Genomic DNA, 17,001 nt, shown 5'->3' on the forward strand with positions numbered 1-17,001 from the left:
CGAAGTTCCCCCCTCACGCTACGAGCCCCAGCGCGGCACCGGAAATGCCGATTGTGCTGCGGTTATGCTCCGAAGGCATGAGCATCGAGCTACGCCACCTCCGCTGCTTCCTCGCCATCGCCGAGGAATCCAGCCTCACCAGGGCGGCCGCGCGACTCCACCTCACCCAGCCGGCCGTCTCGCGCACGCTCGCCGCGCTCGAATCGCACCTGGGCGCCCGGCTCGTGGACCGCAGCACCCACCACCTGGCGCTGACGGCCGACGGCCGCGCGTTCCAGGACAGGGCGGCTGCGGCGCTGGCCGCGTTCGAGGACGCGGTGGACCCGGCGAGGCTCCGGCACCGGCCGCTGCGGCTGGGGCACGCGTGGTCGGCGTTCGGCCCGTACACGACGCCGCTGCTACGGCGCTGGCAGCGGGAGCACCCGGAGACCCCGCTCGAACTCCTCAGGATCGACGACCGGACGGCGGGCCTGACGCGGGGCGAGGTGGACGCGGCGCTGCTGAGGGGGCAGGTCGAGGCGCCGGGGCTGGTCACGGAGGAACTGACGACGGAGGAACGGGTGGCGGCGGTCCCGGCGGACAGCCCGCTGGCGGAGCGGCCGGGGCTGACGCTCGGAGACCTGGCGGACGGAACGGTCGTACTGAACACGGTGTCGGGCACGACGGCGCTCACGCTCTGGCCGCCGGGCGCGCGCCCGGCGGCGACGCTGACGGTCGCCAACACGGACGACTGGCTGGCGGCCATCGCGGCGGGCAGGGGGGTCGGCGTCTCGTCGGCGTCGACGGCGGCGCTGCACCCGCACCCGGGGGTCGCGTACCGCCCGCTCCCCGACGCGCCGGCGCTGCCGGTGGTCCTGGCATGGCGCGACGCGTTCCCGCACCCGGCGACGGGGGCGCTGGCGGCGATGGCGCACGAGATCGTGAGCGGGGGGTGAGGGGCGTACGCCCGGCAGGTCGGGGGTGCGGGGAAGCACGGCGGACGGTGGCGCCAGGTCTCCCGGGCGAGGGGGGCGAGCGCGCGAGCGGGCGGCCGCTGCCGATGGGCCGGGGTTCAGGCCCCGCTGGCCCGGGGTTGTCTGCTCTCCAGCCACACACCGATCTCACGCCGGAACTCTCGGTCTTCGTTCTTCCCGACCGGCCGCTCCAACTCCCGCTTCAACTCGCACAGAACGCCTGGAGAGTCGGCGGGGTCGCGTACCGCGTACACGGCCGCACCCGTTTCGTACGTGTCGGCCAGGAGCCAGACGCTGTTGTCCAGGGCCAGCATGGCGAAACCGGGGTGGCCGGGACGGATGCCGAGGAACGTCGCCGCACCGGCCCCCATGATGTCCCACCGTTCCAGCAGGCGGACCCGCTGCCAGCCGTGCATCGCGCGTCGCCGGCGGTCCTCCTCGGCGGTCCAGGTCCCCCTGGGCAACATGAGGAGGAACTCGCGGTTCTCGTCGATCAGGCCGGAGGACGTGGCGAGCTCGTACCAGGCCGCGTTGAGCCGCTCCACGAATCGTGGGTCCTCGTACTCGACCAGGTGGAACCCGAACACCCGCTCGCTTTCGTACCCCAGAACATGCGGGACCGCCGAACCCGGAACCGCATCGGGTATCAGCTCGATCCCGGCTCGCAGCAGCGGCCTGACCACTTTGCGATACCGCTCCTGCCGGCCCAAACCGACACCCCCTACCTCACTACCCGATGCCCTGCCCTATCCTGCCCGGCTGATCGTGCCGCACCCAGCCAGCCTTTGACCAAGATCGCCCGGCGGCGCGGATCCCGGATTGGGTGGTTTCCCGCAGTAACTCGACCTCGGGGAGCCAATCCGACCCCGTTCAGGCCCTGTTACCAGGAGTAGAGCGCAGCTATTCACCTTCCATGCCCGGCCCGGCACCCCCACCCCCTAGAAACCCTCCTCCAGCCCCTCGGCCAGCACCTCCGCCAGATGCCTCGCCCGCAGCCCCCTCACGACCCGAGGCCCCGCCCCCGCCGCCCCTCCCGCAAACCCTGGCCCCCGCTCCCCCGACGCGGCCCCCGACCCTCGCTCCCCCGGCACCCCCTCCCCCGCCAACTCCCCGATCTGCGTCCTGCACGAGAACCCGTCCGCCAGGACCTCCGCCCCCTCCGGGGCTTCCCTGAGGGCCGGGAGCAGTTGGTCCTCCGCGCACGCGACCGACACCTCGTAGTGGCCCGGTTCGAAGCCGAAGTTGCCCGCCAGGCCGCAGCACCCGCCCGACAACCCGCCCCTCAGACCGGCGCGTTCCCGGAGCCTGCGGTCCGCCCCGTCGCCCAGCACCGCGTGCTGGTGACAGTGCGTCTGACCCGCCACCGGGCGGTCCAGTCGCGGCGGCTCCCATTCCGGCGCCAGAGCCTCCAGCGCCTCCGCGAACGTGCGCACCGACGCCGCGAGGCGCGCCGCCCTCGGGTCGTCCGGCAGCAGCTCCGGCAGGTCCGTCCTCAGCGTCGCCGCACACGAGGGCTCCAGCACGACCACCGGCCTGACACCGCCTCCAGAACCCGCACCCGCACCCGCCCCCTTCCCCTGCCCTTCCTGCCCTTCCCTCTCTCCCTCCATCACGTCCAACATCCGCCCCATCACCCTCCGCGCCGCCCCCAACTGCCCCGTCGACACATACGTCAGCCCGCAGCACACCCTCCCCCTCGGCAGCGTGACCCCCAGTCCCGCCGCCTCCAGGACCCTCACCGCCGCCCTGCCCACCTCCGGCGCCAGGTGGTCCGTGAACGTGTCCGGCCACAGCGTCAGGGCCGGCGGGCGCGCCGAGGCGCGTTCCGCGAACCAGGACGTGAAGGTGCGGTCCGCCACGCGCGGCATCGTGCGTTCCGGCGTCAGCCCCGCCCACCGCGCGGCGAACGGCAGCCCCAGCGCCGGGTTCAGCGCCCGGCCGAACAGGTCCAGCCAGTGCGGCAGCCTGCCCATCGTCCAGTGGGAGCGCGGTCTGCGCAGGAAGCCGAGCGGTCCCGCGTAGTGCCGGTCCAGGAACTCCGCCTTGTACGCGGCCATGTCGATGCCCACCGGGCAGTCGCTGCGACATCCCTTGCACGACAGGCACAGGTCCAGCGCCTCCCGCACCTCCTCCGAGCGCCAGCCGTCCGTGACGACCTCCCCGAGCGCCATCTCGTGCAGCAGTCGCGCCCGGCCCCGCGTCGAGTGCCGCTCCTCCCCCGTCGCCCGGTACGAGGGGCACATCACCCCCGGCCCCGTACTCGGGCCCTCCACGCGGCACTTGGCCACCCCCACGCAGCGTGCGGCCTCCCTCCCCACCCCGACCAGCGGCAGTCCGGTGAACCGCAGCCCCTCGTCGAGCCGGCGCGGCCGTACGAGCATCCCCGGGTTGAGGCCCCCGTCCGGGTCCCACACGTCCTTGACCGCGCCGAACAGGCCGACCAGCTCCTCCCCGTACATCTTCGGGAGCAGTTCGGCGCGCGCCTGCCCGTCGCCGTGCTCCCCGGAGAGCGAGCCGCCGTGGGCGACGACCAGGTCCGCCACCGCCTCCGAGAACCGGCGGAAGTGCCGTACCCCTTCCCCCGTCCACAGGTCGAAGTCGATCCGGACGTGCACACAGCCGTCCCCGAAGTGCCCGTACGGGACTCCCCGGAGTCCGAATTCGGCCAGCAGCGCGCGGAACTCACGGAGGTACGCGCCCAGTCGCGCCGGCGGTACCGCGCAGTCCTCCCACCCGGGCCAGGCCTCGCCCCCTCCCCCGGACCCCGTCCGGGAGGTGCCTCCGGGCATCCGCGTCGCCGTCCCCGCCGCGTCCTCCCGGATGCGCCACAGCGCCCGCTGCCCGGCGGGTTCGCGCACCACGGCCGCGTCGAGCGCGTCGGCCGCCCGGACGAGCCGCCGGGCCGCACCCTCCCCGTCCACCTCGCAGAACAACCACGCCCCACCCCGAGGCAACCCCGACACCCCACCCGGAGCCGACCCCCGTCCGCCGCCCCGGCCGCCTCCACCCCCGCCGCCGACCCCGCCCCGCACCAGATCCGCCGCCATCCCCTCCACCGTGAGCGGCCCGTACGCCAGCAGGCCCGCCGCCGCGTCCGCCGCCGCGCTCTCGTCCGCGTAGCCCAGCACCACGAGCACCGGCTCGGCGGGCAGCGGGACCAGGCGTACCGTCGCCTCCGTCACCACCCCGAGCGTGCCCTCGCTGCCGCAGAAGGAGCGGGCCATGTCCACGCCCCGCTCGGGCAGCAGCGCGTCGAGGGCGTATCCGGAGATCCGGCGCGGCAGCCCCTCCGGGTATCCGGTCCGCAGCAGTGCGAGGTTCCGGCCGACGAGGTCGAGGAGTCCGGGCGGCGCACCCCGCCCCTCCCGCCCCAGCGTCAACCTGTCGCCCCGGTACGTCATCACATCCAGCGAGCGCACGTTGTCCGCCGTGGTGCCCCAGGCGACCGAGTGCGCCCCGCACGCGTTGTTGCCGATCATGCCGCCGAGGGTGCAGCGGCTGTGGGTCGACGGGTCGGGGCCGAAGGTCAGCCCGTACGGGCGTGCCGCGTCCCTCAGCCGGTCGAGGACGAGCCCCGGCCGTACGACGGCGGTCCGTTCCTCGGGGTCCAGGGAGACCAGTCCGGCCATGTGCCGTGTGAGGTCGAGCACGACGCCGGTGCCGGTGGCCTGGCCTCCGATGGACGTGCCGCCGCCGCGCGCGACGACCGGTGTGCCGTGCGCCCGGCACACCTCAAGGACCGCCGCCACGTCGTCGGCGTCGCGCGGCGCGACCGTACCGGCAGGCACACGGCGGTAGTTGGAGGCGTCCATGGTCGTCAGGGCACGTGCCGTGGTCGAGAAGTCGACCTCCCCGGCGACGGCGGCCCTCAGTTCCGCGGCGAGTCGGGCTGTTTCCGGAGCCTGCTTCTCGTGTGTTCCCACAAGCCCAGGATGTCTCAGTCCTCGTCTCATCGGGCGGACATCCGGCGACCGGCCCCTTCACGACCCGATACTCTCCGCCTCGTGGCTGATATCCAGATTCCCGCTGACATCAAGCCCGCCGACGGCCGTTTCGGCGCGGGCCCCTCCAAGGTGCGTACGGAGGCGCTGGACGCCCTGGCCGCCACCGGCACCTCCCTCCTCGGCACCTCTCACCGCCAGGCTCCGGTCAAGAACCTGGTCGGCGAGGTACGTACCGGCATCCGTGACCTCTTCTCCCTCCCCGAGGGCTACGAGGTGATCCTGGGCAACGGCGGCTCCACCGCCTTCTGGGACGTCGCGACGCACGGTCTGATCGAGCACAAGTCGCAGCACCTCACCTTCGGCGAGTTCTCCTCCAAGTTCGCGAAGGCCGCCAAGCTGGCCCCGTGGCTGGCCGAGCCGACCGTGATCTCCTCCGACCCGGGCACCCACCCGGAGCCGGTGGCCGAGGCGGGCGTCGACGTCTACGCGTACACGCACAACGAGACCTCCACCGGTGTCGCCGCCCCGATCAAGCGGGTCGCCGGCGCCGACCCGGGCGCGCTCGTCCTGGTCGACGCGACCTCCGGCGCGGGCGGCCTCCCGGTCGACATCGCGGAGACGGACGTCTACTACTTCGCCCCGCAGAAGTCCTTCGCCGCCGAGGGCGGCCTGTGGCTGGCGGCCTTCTCGCCGGCCGCGCTGGAGCGGGCGCAGACGATCAAGGACTCCGGCCGGCACATCCCGGAGTTCTTCTCCCTGCCGACGGCGATCGACAACTCGCTCAAGAACCAGACGTACAACACCCCGGCGCTCTCGACCCTCTTCCTGCTCAACGAGCAGCTGAAGTGGATCAACGGCCAGGGCGGTCTGGACTGGGCCGTGGCCCGTACGAAGGAGTCCTCGGACGCGCTGTACGGCTGGGCCGAGGAGTCCAAGTACGCGACGCCGTTCGTCACGGACGCGGCGAAGCGCTCGCAGGTCATCGGCACGATCGACTTCGCGGACGAGATCGACGCGGCCGCGGTCGCGAAGGTGCTGCGCGCGAACGGCATCGTCGACACGGAGCCGTACCGCAAGCTGGGCCGCAACCAGCTGCGGATCGCGATGTTCCCGGCGATCGACCCGGCGGACGTGCGCGCCCTGACGGCCTGCATCGACTACGTCATCGAGAAGCTGTAACCCCCGCTTCCCGCTCACCGCACGAAGGGCCCGGCCCCGGACACCGTCCGGGGCCGGGCCCTTCGGCTGTCTCCCTACCGCCTTCTTCGCTACTCCTCGCTACTCCTCGCTGATCCTGGCTACTTCCGCAGCAGACGCTTGATGCCCACGACGAGGACGGTGGCGCCGGCGAGGACGAGGAAGCCGGTGGTGACGCTGCCCTTTCCGGCGTCGGCGGGGGCCGCGCCCGACGGGGACGTCGGCGCGCCACCCGGACCCCGCGTCGGCTTTCCCGAGGGGTTTCCGGTGCCCGGCTGCCCGGACCGTTCCACCCGCAGGACCCGGCTGTTGCGGCCCTCCGAGCCGAACATGAGGGCCGAACCGTCTCTCGTGTACGTCACCGACTCCGCCTGCCCCTGGAACGGGGCCCCGACCGCCGTGCCGTCGTCACCGAGGCTGCCGCCGCCCGGGCCGCCCGCCTTCCAGGCGTACTCCTTCGCGCTGAAGTAGCCGCGCAGGACCAGTCTGTCGCCGTCCGGCGAGAACGCGCCGTCGGTCACCCACGGCACCTCGTCGACCCGCCGGAAGACGTTCGTCCCCGACGAGGAGAGCCGCTCGGGGCCCGCGTACAGCCCGCCGCCGTCCTCGTTCTTGCTGGCGATGTACACCCGGCCGGTCTTCGGATGGACCATCAGCGCCTCGGCGTTGCGCGGGCCGTCGGCGTACTTCACGACGTACTGCTTCGCCGTCACCGTCCGGTCCCCGAGCGTCTTCGGCTCGGGGAAGCGGTAGATCCAGACGTGGTCCCAGGAGCCGTCGAGGTTGTCACCGATGTCCCCGACGTAGATGTCGCCGTCCGGTCCGACCGCGATGGCCTCCATGTCCCGGGGGGTGCCGACCCCCTTCATGGTCAGGGTCGCGACCGTCTTTCCCGTACGGGAGTCGATTCCGTAGATCAGGGGTGCGTCCTGGTCGTTGTGCGTCCAGTAGATCCCGGGGTGGGCCCGGCTCGCGGCGAGGCCGCTCGACTCGGTGACCCGGGAGTCCTCGATGGTGAAGTCCCGGTCGGGCTCCTGCCCTTCGGCATGGGCGAGACCGACCGGGAGCAGCACCAGGGCCGCCGCCGCGCCGAGAGCACACAGAGCAGATCGCATGGGCTCAAGCCTGCCACGGCGCGGCGGCCCCGGCCCGGTCCCCCGACCCTGAAAACTCCCTTGACCTGCCCTGAAGCCGATGTCAGGGTCGCGGCCGTGATCACCTCCGGCTCGCAGCCCTCCGCCGCCCCGCAGACCTCCGCCTCTCCGGCCTCCTCCTCGTCTCCCTCTTCCTCTTCCTCTTCCTCCGCCCCGCAGACCTTCTCCGCTCCCGACGGCACGACGCTCGCGTACCACGTGTCCGGCTCCGGTGCCCCGCTCCTCTGCCTCCCCGGCGGACCGTTCCAGAACTCCGCCTATCTGGGCGACCTCGGCGGGCTGAGCGCCCACCGCCGGCTGATCCGGCTCGACCTCCGGGGCACGGGCGCGTCCGCCGTGCCGGAGGACCCGGCCTCGTACCGCTGCGACCGCCTCGTCGAGGACGTGGAGGCGCTGCGCGCGCACCTGGGCCTGGAGACGGTCGACCTGCTCGGGCACTCGGCGAGCGCGAACCTCGCGGCGCTGTACACGGCCCGGTACCCGGAGCGGGTGGCCCGGCTGGTCCTCGTCGCGCCGGGCACGGCGGCGGTCGGGCTCGACACGAGCGCGGAGGTACGGAAGGCCACGGCGCGGCTGCGGAGCGGGGAGTCGTGGTTCGGCCCGGCGTACGAGGCCCTGGAGCGGCTCTCGACGAACAGCGGTTCGGCCGAGGACGTCCAGGCGGTGACGCCGTTCTTCCACGGCACCTGGGACGACGCGGCGCGGGAGTTCCAGGCCGCGAGCGGCCGGCAGCGGAACAAGGACGCGGCCGCGGTCTACGGGAGCGAGGGTGCCTACGATCCGGCGGCCACGCGCGCGGTGCTGGCGGAGTTCGGGCGGCCGGTGCTCGTCGTGGCCGGGGAGTTCGACGCGAACACGCCCGTGCCGACGGCGACCGCGTACGCGGAGCTGTTCCCGAAGGCCGAGCGGTCCGGGCTGGTGGTCCTCGCGGGGGCGGGTCACTTCCCGTGGCACGACGACGCGGAGGGACTCGTGACGGCGGTGGCGGCGTTCCTGGAGGGCTGAGGCCGAGGGGCTGAGACCGAGGAGCTGACGCCGAGGGGCAGGCCTCAGGGCCCCTCCGAAGGCCTCGGCGCACGCGTGCCCGTGTCCCGGATCACGTCGAGGTCCGGGACACCGTCCGCGATGATGTGACCATGCGTTTTCTGTTCGTCGGCGACAGCATGACCATCGGACGCGCCGGCGACTGGACCTGGCGCTACCGCATGTGGCGGCACCTGGAGTCCGTACTCCCCGGCGGGTACGAGATCGTCGGCCCGCGCACCGGTCTTTACGACCCCGCCGCCGACGCCCCGGCCTCGGTGGCGTACGCCGACCCCGCGTTCCCCGACCCGGCCCGCCGGCACCTGGCCGGCTGGGGCGAGGGCTGGCTGCACATGGCGCCGGTGATCGGCGGGACCGTCACGGAGACCGGGGCCGACGTGCTGCTCGTCTCGCTCGGTCTGATCGACCTCGGTTTCTACACCAACAGCACGCAGACCGAGGAGAACGTCCGGGCGTTCGTCGCGGCCGCCCGCACCGCGAACCCGCACGTCAAAGCCGTGCTCCTGCCGGTGATACCCAATGTCCGCGCCGGCTACGACGCCCCCTTCGCGGCCGAGTGCGCGCGCTTCAACGAACTGCTCGCGAAGGCGGTCGCCGACCTGGACACGGCCGCCTCGCCGCTGCTGCTCGCGACGGTCCCGGAGTCGTACGACCTCGGAGCCGACACGTACGACGGCACCCACCCCGGCCCCAGCGGGGAACACAAGCTGGCCGCCGCCTTCGCCGACGCGATGCACCAGGCGTGGGGGCTGGGCGGCCCGTACTCCCCCTGAGACGTGCCGCTCCCGTCAGGCCGCCCGGGTCAGCCGGTTCGCGAAGGTGGAGAGGGTGTACGTGCCGACGCCGAGGACGACCTCCAGGGCGTTGCGGCGGGTGTAGCCGGCCTTCGCGAAGGCGGCGAGGTCCTCGTCGCTCACCGCCCCGGAGGAGGCGAGGACCCGGAGGGTGAACGTCCGGACGGCGGCGAGGCGTTCGGCGTCGGGCGCCGGACCGAGGGCGGCCATCTTGGCCTCGTGCATGTCGACGCAGAGGTGGCACTGATGGCGTTCGGCGACGGTCAGGACGACGGTCTCGCGGGAGTGCGGGTCGAGGGTGGTGGACTCGAAGATCGCGCTGAGCTTGAGGAAGCCGTCGAGGGTCTCCGGGGACTCCTTGAGGAGGGCGACGGCGGCGGCGGTACGGGCGGACATGTCGAGCGGTGCGGACAAGGCGGTTCCCCCTGAGTAGAATGGACAACATGGTTGACCATGTCGCTGGAGAAAACGTAAACCAGGTTGTCGATACTGGCAAGGGGGTACGCCCGGAAGCACCCGCGAGCGACGCGCCCGGGTACGACGCCCCCGGGTACGAACTGCCCCTGCTCCTCTTCGGCGGCTTCCGCACCCTGATCGACCGCCTGCACGCCCGCCTGGCCGCGGAGGGCCACCCCGACATGCGCCCGGCGCACGGCTTCGCCATGCAGGCGGTCGGCAGCCGGGGAGCCACCGCCAGCGAGATCGGCCGCCGTCTCGGCGTCTCCAAGCAGGCCGCCGGCAAGACCGTCGACCGGCTGCTCGCCCTCGGATACGCCGACCGCGCCGACGATCCCACCGACGCCCGCCGCAAACTCGTCCGCCTCACCCCGCGCGGCTTCGACGCCCTCGCCCGCTCGGCGGCGATCTTCGACGAACTGAGGGCGGAGTGGGTCGCGGCGCTCGGGGCGGACCGCGTCCGCGACCTGGAGGGCGCCCTGCGGAACGTCGTCCCCGCGGAGACGGCGTTCCGCCTGGACGCCACGAGCTGGCTGGGCACGCCCTGACCCTTACGGGACCCGGGCGCACCCTGCCCCGCCCCGGCCCTCACGGACACGGGGTCACCGGGCTCGGCCCGACCCTTACGGGCCCGGAACCACCCTGAGCCACCCCGACCCGCCCCGGCCCCTACGGGATCACCAGGCGAAGGCCTCCGGCGACGGACCCGGGCCCGGGAAGATCTCGTCCAGACCGGCCAGCAGTTCCTCGCTCAGCTCCAGCTCCAGCGCCCGCAGCGCGCCGGCGAGCTGCTCGGGGGTGCGGGGGCCGACGATCGGGCCCGTCACGCCCGGCCGGGTGAGCAGCCAGGCGAGGGCGGTCTCGCCGGGCGCGAGGCCGTGCTTGTCGAGCAGGTCCTCGTAGGCCTGGAGCTTGGCCCGGGAGGCCGGGTCGGCGAGGGTGGCCGCCGCGCGTCCCTCCGTACGGCGCTTGCCCTCGGCCTCCTTCCTCAGGACCCCGCCGAGGAGGCCGCCGTGCAGCGGCGACCAGGGGATGACGCCGAGGCCGTACTCCTGCGCGGCCGGGATGACCTCCATCTCGGCGCGCCGCTCGAAGAGGTTGTAGAGGCACTGCTCGCTGACGAGGCCGACGGAGCCGCGCCGGGCGGCGGTCTCGTTGGCCTGGGCGATCTTGTAGCCGGGGAAGTTCGAGGAGCCCGCGTAGAGCACCTTGCCCTGCTGGATGAGGACGTCGACCGCCTGCCAGATCTCCTCGAAGGGAGTCGTGCGGTCGATGTGGTGGAACTGGTAGACGTCGATGTAGTCGGTGCCGAGGCGCTTGAGGCTGGCCTCGACGGCGCGGCGGATGTTCAGCGCCGAGAGCTTGTCGTGGTTGGGCCAGGCCTCGCCGTCGGCGCCCATGTTCCCGTAGACCTTGGTGGCGAGGACGGTCCGGTCGCGGCGGCCGTCGCCCTTCGCGAACCAGGAGCCGACGATCTCCTCGGTGCGGCCCTTGTTCTCGCCCCAGCCGTAGACGTTGGCGGTGTCGAAGAAGTTGAGTCCGGCGTCCAGCGCCGCGTCCATGATCGCGTGGCTGGTGGGTTCGTCGGTCTGAGGTCCGAAGTTCATCGTGCCGAGGACGAGGCGGCTGACCTTGAGTCCGGTGCGTCCGAGCTGCGTGTACTCCATGGGAGTCAAGCCAACTGCTTCGAGCGCACTCGAAGCAAGGGACTTCCCACGGGGTGGCAGGGTCCGGCTGCGCGGGTCCTCCGGCTGTGCGGGGCTCCGGCTACGAGCGGGCTACTGGCCGGCCAGCGACGTCACCGCGATGATCGCGAACATCAGTACGAGCACGCCGGCCATGATTCGGTTACGGGTCTTCGGGTCCACCCGACGAGGTTAACCCGACTGCCCCCCGGCTCTCTCAAGGGGCCAGGCTCCGACGGTCTCGTACCGGGGCTGCTCGCCCCGCACCCCGCTCACCGGCAGGTCCGACCGGACGAGGGCCAGTTCTCCGGCCTCCCAGCGGGCCCCCTCGAAGCCGGCCAGTTCGTCGAGGAACGGGTGCAGGTCCACTCCCTCCCCGCGGGCGCGGCCGAGTGTCAGATGCGCCTGGTAGCGGCGGTGCTCCTCCATCGGCACCCCGGACCTGCGCGCGGCGGCGTCGGCGCGCTCGGCCAGCAGCCGCAGCTCGTCCAGGTCCCCCGCGACCCCGGTCCACAGCGCGCGCCGCCCGAAGTGCCCGCCGCCGTGGAGCCGCAGCGGGAACGGCGGGGTGCGGTGCGCGGCCCTCGCGAGCCGTACGCCCAGCTCGGGCAGCACCTCCTCCTCGACCTCCCCCATGAAGGCGAGCGTGAGGTGCCAGCCGGGCCGCGAGGTCCAGCGGAGCCCGTCGGCCCCGGGCAGCCGGTGCAGGCGGTCGACGACGCGTCCGAGCTCGGTCAGCCGCTCCGGGGGCGGCAGGACCGCGGCGAAAAGCCTCATGGGGGAAGTCTGGCAGTGCCGGGCCCCGCGAGCCCGGCATGATCCGAACAGGCAGGCGCTAGCCTCGCGGGCATGAAGATCACCATTCGGAAGGGCGGGGCGGACGACCTCCCCGCGATACTCGGCGTGCTGGACAGCGCGGTCGTGTGGCTGAACGCCAAGGGGATCACCGCGCAGTGGGGGACCGAGCCGTTCTCCGGGCGCCCCAAGGCCGTGAAGCAGGTCGAGGACACCATGGCCGCGGGCGATCCGTGGATCGCCGAGATCGACGGCGTACCGGCGGGGACGATGACGCTGACCCCGCACCCGGGGCAGTACATCACTCCGGCGGACGAGCCCGAGGTGTACGTACGGCTGCTCGCGACCGACGCGCGGTTCCACGGTCACGGCGTCGGCGCGGCGCTGCTCGCGCACGCGGTGGAGGAGACCCGGCGGCAGGAGGTGTCGCTGCTGCGGGTGGACTGCTTCGCGGGCAGCGAGGGCCGTCTGATCGCGTACTACGAGGGCCAGGGATTCACCCGTACGGAACCGTTCACGGTCGGCGACTGGCCGGGACAGGTACTGGAGCGACGGGTCTGAGCCACGACGGCGGAGGACCGGAGGCGGGGGTACGCGACGGAAGGCCGGGGGGCGCGGCGGAAGGCCAGGGGGCCGGGGACGCGGCGGAAGGCCAGAGGGCCGGGGTTACGCAGCAGGGGCGGGCCCCGTAAAGAGCCCGCCCCCGCCCCACGACACGACTACGCCGTCACGCCGCCGTAGCCAGCCGTTCCCGCGCCACGAACCGCACCTGCGGGTGTCCGTGCCGCCAGGCCCACGCGACCTTGAGGCCGCCGACCCGGGCGAGGACCAGGCCCACGACGACCGCCGCCGCGAGCGAGATCACGCCGCCCGTGGCGAAGCCGACGCGGGCGCCGTACGTGTCGGTGACCCAGCCGAGGAGCGGCGCGCCGATCGGCGTGCCACCGGCGAAGACCATCATGTAGAGGCTCATGACACGGCCCCGCATGGCGGGGTCGGTCGCCATCTGGACGGCCGAGTTCGCGGTGATGTTCACCGTGAGGCCGATCATGCCGATCGGTACGAGCAGCAGCGCGAACAGCCAGAACGTCGGCGACAGCGCCGCCGCGATCTCCAGGACGCCGAAGACTCCCGCAGCGACCACCAGCATCCGCAGCCGGGTGGAGCCGCGCCGGGCCGCCGCGAGGGCGCCGACGAGCGAGCCGGCCGCCATCAGGGTGTTGAGGAAGCCGTACGTGCCGGCCCCGACGTGGAAGACGTCCCCGGAGAAGGCGGTGAGCCAGATCGGGAAGTTGAACCCGAAGGTGCCGATGAAGCCGACGAGGACGATCGGCCAGATCAGGTCCGGCCGCCCGGCCACGTACCGCAGGCCCTCCCGCAGCTGGCCCTTGCCGCGCGGGGCGCGCTCCACCTTGTGGAGTTCGCTGGTCCGCATGAGCAGGAGGCTCACGAGGGGGGCGAGGAAGGACAGGCCGTTGAGGAGGAAGGCCCAGCCGCTGCCGACCCCGGCGATGAGGACACCGGCGACGGCGGGACCGATGAGCCGCGCGGACTGGAAGTTCGCGGAGTTCAGCGAGACGGCGTTCCGGAGCTGCTTCGGGCCGACCATCTCGGAGACGAAGGTCTGCCGGGCCGGGTTGTCGACGACCGTGACCATGCCGAGCAGGAAGGCGATCAGGTAGACGTGCCAGACCTGGATGCTGCCGGAGAGGGTGAGGACGGCGAGCGCGATGCCGCAGAGTCCGAGGGCGGCCTGGCTGACGAGCAGCAGGCGCCGCTTCGGGTAGCGGTCGGCGATGACGCCGCCGTAGAGGCCGAAGAGCAGCATCGGCAGGAACTGCAGGGCGGTCGTGATGCCGACGGCGGCGGCCGAGCCGGTGAGGCTCAGGACCAGCCAGTCCTGGGTGATGCGGGCCATCCAGGTGCCGGTGTTGGAGACGATGGCACCGGTGAAGAACAGCCGGTAGTTACGAATCCTGAGCGAGGAGAAGGTTTCCCCCCGCCCACGGGTCTTGAGGGTGGGTTGGTGGACGGGTGCGGAGTCTGCTCCGGGTCCCGTACTCAAAGTGCGTCGCCTCCTTGGCGCGGGGATTACAGGTGGGCGAGCTTCTCCAGGACCGGGGCGGCGGCGCGCAGCTTGGCCCATTCGTCCTCGTCCAGTCCCTCGGCGAGGGAGGCCAGCCAGGCGTTCCGCTTGCGGCGGGACTCCTCGAGCATGGCTTCGGCCTGCTCGGTCTGGCTGACCACCTTCTGCCGGCGATCGTCGGGGTGCGGCTCCAGCCGGACCAGTCCCTTGGCTTCGAGCAGCGCGACGATGCGGGTCATCGACGGAGGCTGGACGTGCTCCTTGCGGGCCAGTTCGCCGGGGGTGGCGGAGCCGCAGAGCGCGAGGGTGCCGAGCACCGACATCTCGGTGGGGCTCAGCGACTCGTCGACGCGCTGGTGCTTGAGGCGGCGGCCCAGTCGCATGACGGCGGAGCGGAGCGCGTTCACGGCCGCGGCGTCGTCGGCGGTGCCGTGGGACAGGTCAGGCATGTTTGTTAGCCTAACTCATTACTCTGCCTAAATACCAACGGGAACACGCCGACGTAGCGCGCATCACACCCGTATATCCCCGCACGCGCGTGAACCTGGCACTCGCAGGTCACGCTTCGGCATCCATGTATCACCCAAATGAGTGAGTCGGATCCGGAAAGTGACGCAAAGAGGCACCCGCTGCCCCGACCCTGAACGGCATGGGATCGACAGTGCTCAGCCTGCGCATCGACAGTGAGCTGCTCGACCGGCTCAAGAGTCACGCCGCGAAAAGAGGAATGAGCGTCCAGGACTATGTCGTCCGGACGCTCATTCGGGAGGACTTCGACGAACGGTTCAAGACCGCCGTCGAGGAGACGCAGAAGTTCTACGGGGAAGGCGGGGCACCCGGGCCCGAAGGGGCCCGGGACCCGGATCACGTGAGGCCGAGCGCCGGCATCGCGTAGTAGAAGACGAAGACCGCCGACACGATGTACATGGCCACCGGGACCTCACGGCCCCGACCGGCCGCCAGCCGCAGCACGCTGAAGCTGATGAAGCCGATACCGATGCCGTTGGTGATCGAGTACGTGAACGGCATCATCACCATGGCGAGGAACGCCGGCACCGCGATCGTGAAGTCGCTCCAGTCGATGTCCTTGACCGAACCGGCCAGGATCAGGAAGCCGACCGCGAGCAGCGCGGGCGTGGCCGCCTGCGACGGGACCATCGTCGCCAGCGGCGTGAGGAACAGCGCCACCGAGAACAGCGCACCCGTCACCACCGAGGCGAGACCCGTACGGGCCCCCTCGCCGACGCCCGCCGTGGACTCCACGAAGCAGGTGGTGGCCGACGAGGAGGTCGCGCCGCCGGAGGCGACGGCCAGGCCGTCGACGAGCAGGACCTTGTTGATGCCGGGGAAGTTGCCGTCCCTGTCGATCAGCTTGGCCTCGTCGCCGACGCCGAGGATCGTGCCCATCGCGTCGAAGAAGCAGGACAGCAGCACGGTGAAGACGAAGAGGACGCCGGTCAGCAGGCCGACCTTCTCGAAGCCGCCGAAGAGGCTGACCTCGCCGACCAGCCCGAAGTCGGGCGAGGCGACCGGGTTGCCCGGCCACTCCGGGGTGGTCAGACCCCAGGACGGGACGGTCGCGACCGCGTTGATGACCATCGCGACGATCGTCATGACGACGATCGAGATGAGGATCGCGCCCGGCACCTTGCGGATGATCAGGGCGAGGGTGAGGAGCGTGCCCAGGATGAAGACCAGGACCGGCCAGCCGGTGAGGTGACCGTCGCCGCCCAGCTGGAGCGGGACGGTGGTGTGCGCGGCGTCGGGGATGCGGGAGACGAAGCCCGAGTCGACGAGACCGATCAGCATGATGAAGAGGCCGATGCCGATCGCGATGCCCTTGCGCAGGCCGACCGGAACCGCGTTCATCACGCGCTCGCGCAGACCGGTCGCGACCAGCAGCATCACGACGATGCCGGCGAGGACGACCATGCCCATGGCGTCCGGCCAGGACATCTTCGGCGCGAGCTGGAGGGCGACGACCGTGTTGACGCCGAGGCCGGCGGCGAGGGCGATCGGGACGTTGCCGATGACGCCCATGAGGAGCGTCGAGAAGGCCGCCGTCAGGACGGTGGCGGTGACGAGCTGGCCGCTGTCGAGCTGGTGCCCGTACATGTCCTTGGCGCTGCCGAGGATGATCGGGTTCAGCACGATGATGTAGGCCATCGCGAAGAAGGTGGCGAAGCCGCCACGGATCTCGCGGGCGACGGTCGAGCCGCGCTCCGAGATCTTGAAGTAGCGGTCGAGGCCGGAGCCCGGCTCCTGGGGAGCGGAGGGCTCGTCGGGCATGGCCTTGGCGGTGGCCGTGGTGCTCATGGGGTGGGTCCTCTTCGGAGAGTCCGTTTTGGCGGTTCATACGAAGGAAACCCGCCAGAGGCAAACCGTTTCAGTATGAACACATGAACGAGCGAGCGTCCATCTCCGCGCGTAGACACCCGAAAGCGCGGCCTAAACTGAGCCCCATGGCGAAGTGGACACCGAAGCACGAGGCACCCGAGCCCCTGGAAGGGCCCGTCGTCGCCACCATCACCGGCGGAACGATCCTGTGGTTCGTCCTCTTCCTCGTCCAGGTCCCCTTCTACGGCTGGTTCGACGACCGGGACCTGACCTGGTGGGTGTGGACCTGCCTGGCCGGAGCCGGCCTGGGCCTGATCGGCATCTGGTACGTACGGGGGCGGGACGCGGCGATCAAGCGCCACGAGGCGGCGCGGGCGGCGGAAGCGGCGGGAGCGCCCGGGGCGGGGCGGGTGACCGAGGCCGGGACCGGAGCCGAGGCCGGGACCGGGCCCCGGCCCGGGACCGGGACCGAGGCCGAGACCGGGGACAACCCCGAGACGCCCGGCCGCGCGTAGCACCGGGGTGCGCCCGCGAGCCGGGGGCGCGTAGAACCAGG

Annotated in this window: 17 protein-coding genes; 8 read left to right on the plus strand and 9 right to left on the minus strand. The window is 72.1% G+C overall.

The window, feature by feature from the left end:
- Positions 1-77: 77 nt before the first annotated feature.
- Positions 78-935, plus strand: coding sequence for a LysR family transcriptional regulator (locus ASD33_RS03440; RefSeq protein WP_056552889.1), 858 nt, complete (start codon positions 78-80; stop codon positions 933-935).
- Between the two features lie 116 nt (positions 936-1,051).
- Here ASD33_RS03440 and ASD33_RS03445 read toward each other — a convergent pair whose 3' ends face one another.
- Both ASD33_RS03445 and ASD33_RS03450 read right to left on the minus strand, forming a co-directional pair.
- Positions 1,052-1,540: a hypothetical protein gene (locus tag ASD33_RS03445; RefSeq protein ID WP_242426821.1), complete on the minus strand. Its 489-nt coding sequence runs from the start codon at positions 1,538-1,540 to the stop codon at positions 1,052-1,054.
- 351 nt (positions 1,541-1,891) lie between these two features.
- Positions 1,892-4,906 carry an FAD-binding and (Fe-S)-binding domain-containing protein gene (locus ASD33_RS03450; protein ID WP_079044517.1) on the minus strand — a complete coding sequence of 1,005 codons (3,015 nt, stop codon included), beginning with the start codon at positions 4,904-4,906 and terminating at the stop codon, positions 1,892-1,894.
- A gap of 51 nt (positions 4,907-4,957) precedes the next feature.
- On the opposite strand from ASD33_RS03450, the gene serC reads away from it, so the two are divergent.
- Positions 4,958-6,076: a phosphoserine transaminase gene (gene serC, locus ASD33_RS03455; RefSeq protein ID WP_056552896.1), complete on the plus strand. Its 1,119-nt coding sequence runs from the start codon at positions 4,958-4,960 to the stop codon at positions 6,074-6,076.
- Positions 6,077-6,195: 119 nt separating this feature from the next.
- Here the strand turns inward: serC and ASD33_RS03460 are convergent, their stop codons facing one another.
- Entirely contained in the window at positions 6,196-7,209 is a 1,014-nt protein-coding gene (locus ASD33_RS03460) for a hypothetical protein (protein ID WP_056552899.1), read from the minus strand.
- Positions 7,210-7,446: 237 nt separating this feature from the next.
- On the opposite strand from ASD33_RS03460, the gene ASD33_RS03465 reads away from it, so the two are divergent.
- Together ASD33_RS03465 and ASD33_RS03470 are read left to right on the plus strand one after the other, a co-directional pair.
- Complete coding sequence (locus ASD33_RS03465) at positions 7,447-8,253, plus strand: alpha/beta hydrolase (protein WP_056553833.1); 807 nt, start codon at positions 7,447-7,449, stop codon at positions 8,251-8,253.
- A gap of 131 nt (positions 8,254-8,384) precedes the next feature.
- Positions 8,385-9,065, plus strand: coding sequence for a GDSL-type esterase/lipase family protein (locus ASD33_RS03470; protein ID WP_056552902.1), 681 nt, complete (start codon positions 8,385-8,387; stop codon positions 9,063-9,065).
- Between the two features lie 15 nt (positions 9,066-9,080).
- Here the strand turns inward: ASD33_RS03470 and ASD33_RS03475 are convergent, their stop codons facing one another.
- A complete protein-coding gene (locus ASD33_RS03475) occupies positions 9,081-9,482 on the minus strand; it encodes a hypothetical protein (RefSeq protein ID WP_056553836.1) in 402 nt (133 codons plus the stop codon).
- Between the two features lie 47 nt (positions 9,483-9,529).
- Between ASD33_RS03475 and ASD33_RS03480 the strand changes: the two genes are divergently transcribed.
- Complete coding sequence (locus ASD33_RS03480; protein ID WP_107103631.1) at positions 9,530-10,090, plus strand: MarR family winged helix-turn-helix transcriptional regulator; 561 nt, start codon at positions 9,530-9,532, stop codon at positions 10,088-10,090.
- 129 nt (positions 10,091-10,219) lie between these two features.
- Here the strand turns inward: ASD33_RS03480 and ASD33_RS03485 are convergent, their stop codons facing one another.
- Positions 10,220-11,209 (minus strand): aldo/keto reductase, encoded by a 990-nt coding sequence (locus tag ASD33_RS03485; protein ID WP_056552908.1) that lies wholly within the window; start codon positions 11,207-11,209, stop codon positions 10,220-10,222.
- A 210-nt stretch (positions 11,210-11,419) separates the two neighbouring features.
- Complete coding sequence (gene thpR, locus ASD33_RS03490) at positions 11,420-12,004, minus strand: RNA 2',3'-cyclic phosphodiesterase (protein ID WP_056552911.1); 585 nt, start codon at positions 12,002-12,004, stop codon at positions 11,420-11,422.
- Between the two features lie 72 nt (positions 12,005-12,076).
- Between thpR and ASD33_RS03495 the strand changes: the two genes are divergently transcribed.
- Complete coding sequence (locus ASD33_RS03495; RefSeq protein ID WP_056552914.1) at positions 12,077-12,583, plus strand: GNAT family N-acetyltransferase; 507 nt, start codon at positions 12,077-12,079, stop codon at positions 12,581-12,583.
- Positions 12,584-12,749: 166 nt separating this feature from the next.
- On the opposite strand, the gene ASD33_RS03500 is transcribed toward ASD33_RS03495, so the two are convergent.
- On the minus strand, positions 12,750-14,087 hold the full coding sequence (locus tag ASD33_RS03500) for an MFS transporter (protein ID WP_056552917.1): 1,338 nt from the start codon (positions 14,085-14,087) through the stop codon (positions 12,750-12,752).
- Between the two features lie 26 nt (positions 14,088-14,113).
- The gene (locus tag ASD33_RS03505; protein WP_056552920.1) at positions 14,114-14,557 is read right to left on the minus strand and encodes a MarR family transcriptional regulator; all 444 of its coding nucleotides are present in this window, start codon (positions 14,555-14,557) and stop codon (positions 14,114-14,116) included.
- Between the two features lie 200 nt (positions 14,558-14,757).
- Between ASD33_RS03505 and ASD33_RS03510 the strand changes: the two genes are divergently transcribed.
- Positions 14,758-15,003: a hypothetical protein gene (locus tag ASD33_RS03510; protein ID WP_056552923.1), complete on the plus strand. Its 246-nt coding sequence runs from the start codon at positions 14,758-14,760 to the stop codon at positions 15,001-15,003.
- Here the strand turns inward: ASD33_RS03510 and ASD33_RS03515 are convergent.
- Entirely contained in the window at positions 14,973-16,424 is a 1,452-nt protein-coding gene (locus tag ASD33_RS03515) for an NCS2 family permease (RefSeq protein WP_056552925.1), read from the minus strand. The genes ASD33_RS03510 and ASD33_RS03515 overlap by 31 nt on opposite strands.
- A 146-nt stretch (positions 16,425-16,570) precedes the next feature.
- Between ASD33_RS03515 and ASD33_RS03520 the strand changes: the two genes are divergently transcribed.
- Complete coding sequence (locus ASD33_RS03520) at positions 16,571-16,960, plus strand: DUF2530 domain-containing protein (RefSeq protein WP_056552928.1); 390 nt, start codon at positions 16,571-16,573, stop codon at positions 16,958-16,960.
- Positions 16,961-17,001 lie beyond the last annotated feature (41 nt).

It is taken from the genome of Streptomyces sp. Root1304 (assembly GCF_001426405.1).
Lineage (GTDB): Bacteria > Actinomycetota > Actinomycetes > Streptomycetales > Streptomycetaceae > Streptomyces.

What these genes read in the sequence shown, in the direction of transcription:
- ASD33_RS03510 (WP_056552923.1), top strand. Translation starts at nt 14,758, where the DNA reads ATGGGATCGACAGTGCTCAGCCTGCGCATCGACAGTGAGCTGCTCGAC.
- ASD33_RS03460 (WP_056552899.1), bottom strand. Translation starts at nt 7,209, where the DNA reads ATGCGATCTGCTCTGTGTGCTCTCGGCGCGGCGGCGGCCCTGGTGCTG.
- thpR (WP_056552911.1), bottom strand. Translation starts at nt 12,004, where the DNA reads ATGAGGCTTTTCGCCGCGGTCCTGCCGCCCCCGGAGCGGCTGACCGAG.
- ASD33_RS03505 (WP_056552920.1), bottom strand. Translation starts at nt 14,557, where the DNA reads ATGCCTGACCTGTCCCACGGCACCGCCGACGACGCCGCGGCCGTGAAC.
- ASD33_RS03515 (WP_056552925.1), bottom strand. Translation starts at nt 16,424, where the DNA reads ATGAGCACCACGGCCACCGCCAAGGCCATGCCCGACGAGCCCTCCGCT.
- ASD33_RS03470 (WP_056552902.1), top strand. Translation starts at nt 8,385, where the DNA reads ATGCGTTTTCTGTTCGTCGGCGACAGCATGACCATCGGACGCGCCGGC.
- ASD33_RS03485 (WP_056552908.1), bottom strand. Translation starts at nt 11,209, where the DNA reads ATGGAGTACACGCAGCTCGGACGCACCGGACTCAAGGTCAGCCGCCTC.
- ASD33_RS03475 (WP_056553836.1), bottom strand. Translation starts at nt 9,482, where the DNA reads ATGTCCGCCCGTACCGCCGCCGCCGTCGCCCTCCTCAAGGAGTCCCCG.
- ASD33_RS03520 (WP_056552928.1), top strand. Translation starts at nt 16,571, where the DNA reads ATGGCGAAGTGGACACCGAAGCACGAGGCACCCGAGCCCCTGGAAGGG.
- ASD33_RS03480 (WP_107103631.1), top strand. Translation starts at nt 9,530, where the DNA reads ATGGTTGACCATGTCGCTGGAGAAAACGTAAACCAGGTTGTCGATACT.
- ASD33_RS03495 (WP_056552914.1), top strand. Translation starts at nt 12,077, where the DNA reads ATGAAGATCACCATTCGGAAGGGCGGGGCGGACGACCTCCCCGCGATA.
- ASD33_RS03440 (WP_056552889.1), top strand. Translation starts at nt 78, where the DNA reads ATGAGCATCGAGCTACGCCACCTCCGCTGCTTCCTCGCCATCGCCGAG.
- ASD33_RS03450 (WP_079044517.1), bottom strand. Translation starts at nt 4,906, where the DNA reads ATGAGACGAGGACTGAGACATCCTGGGCTTGTGGGAACACACGAGAAG.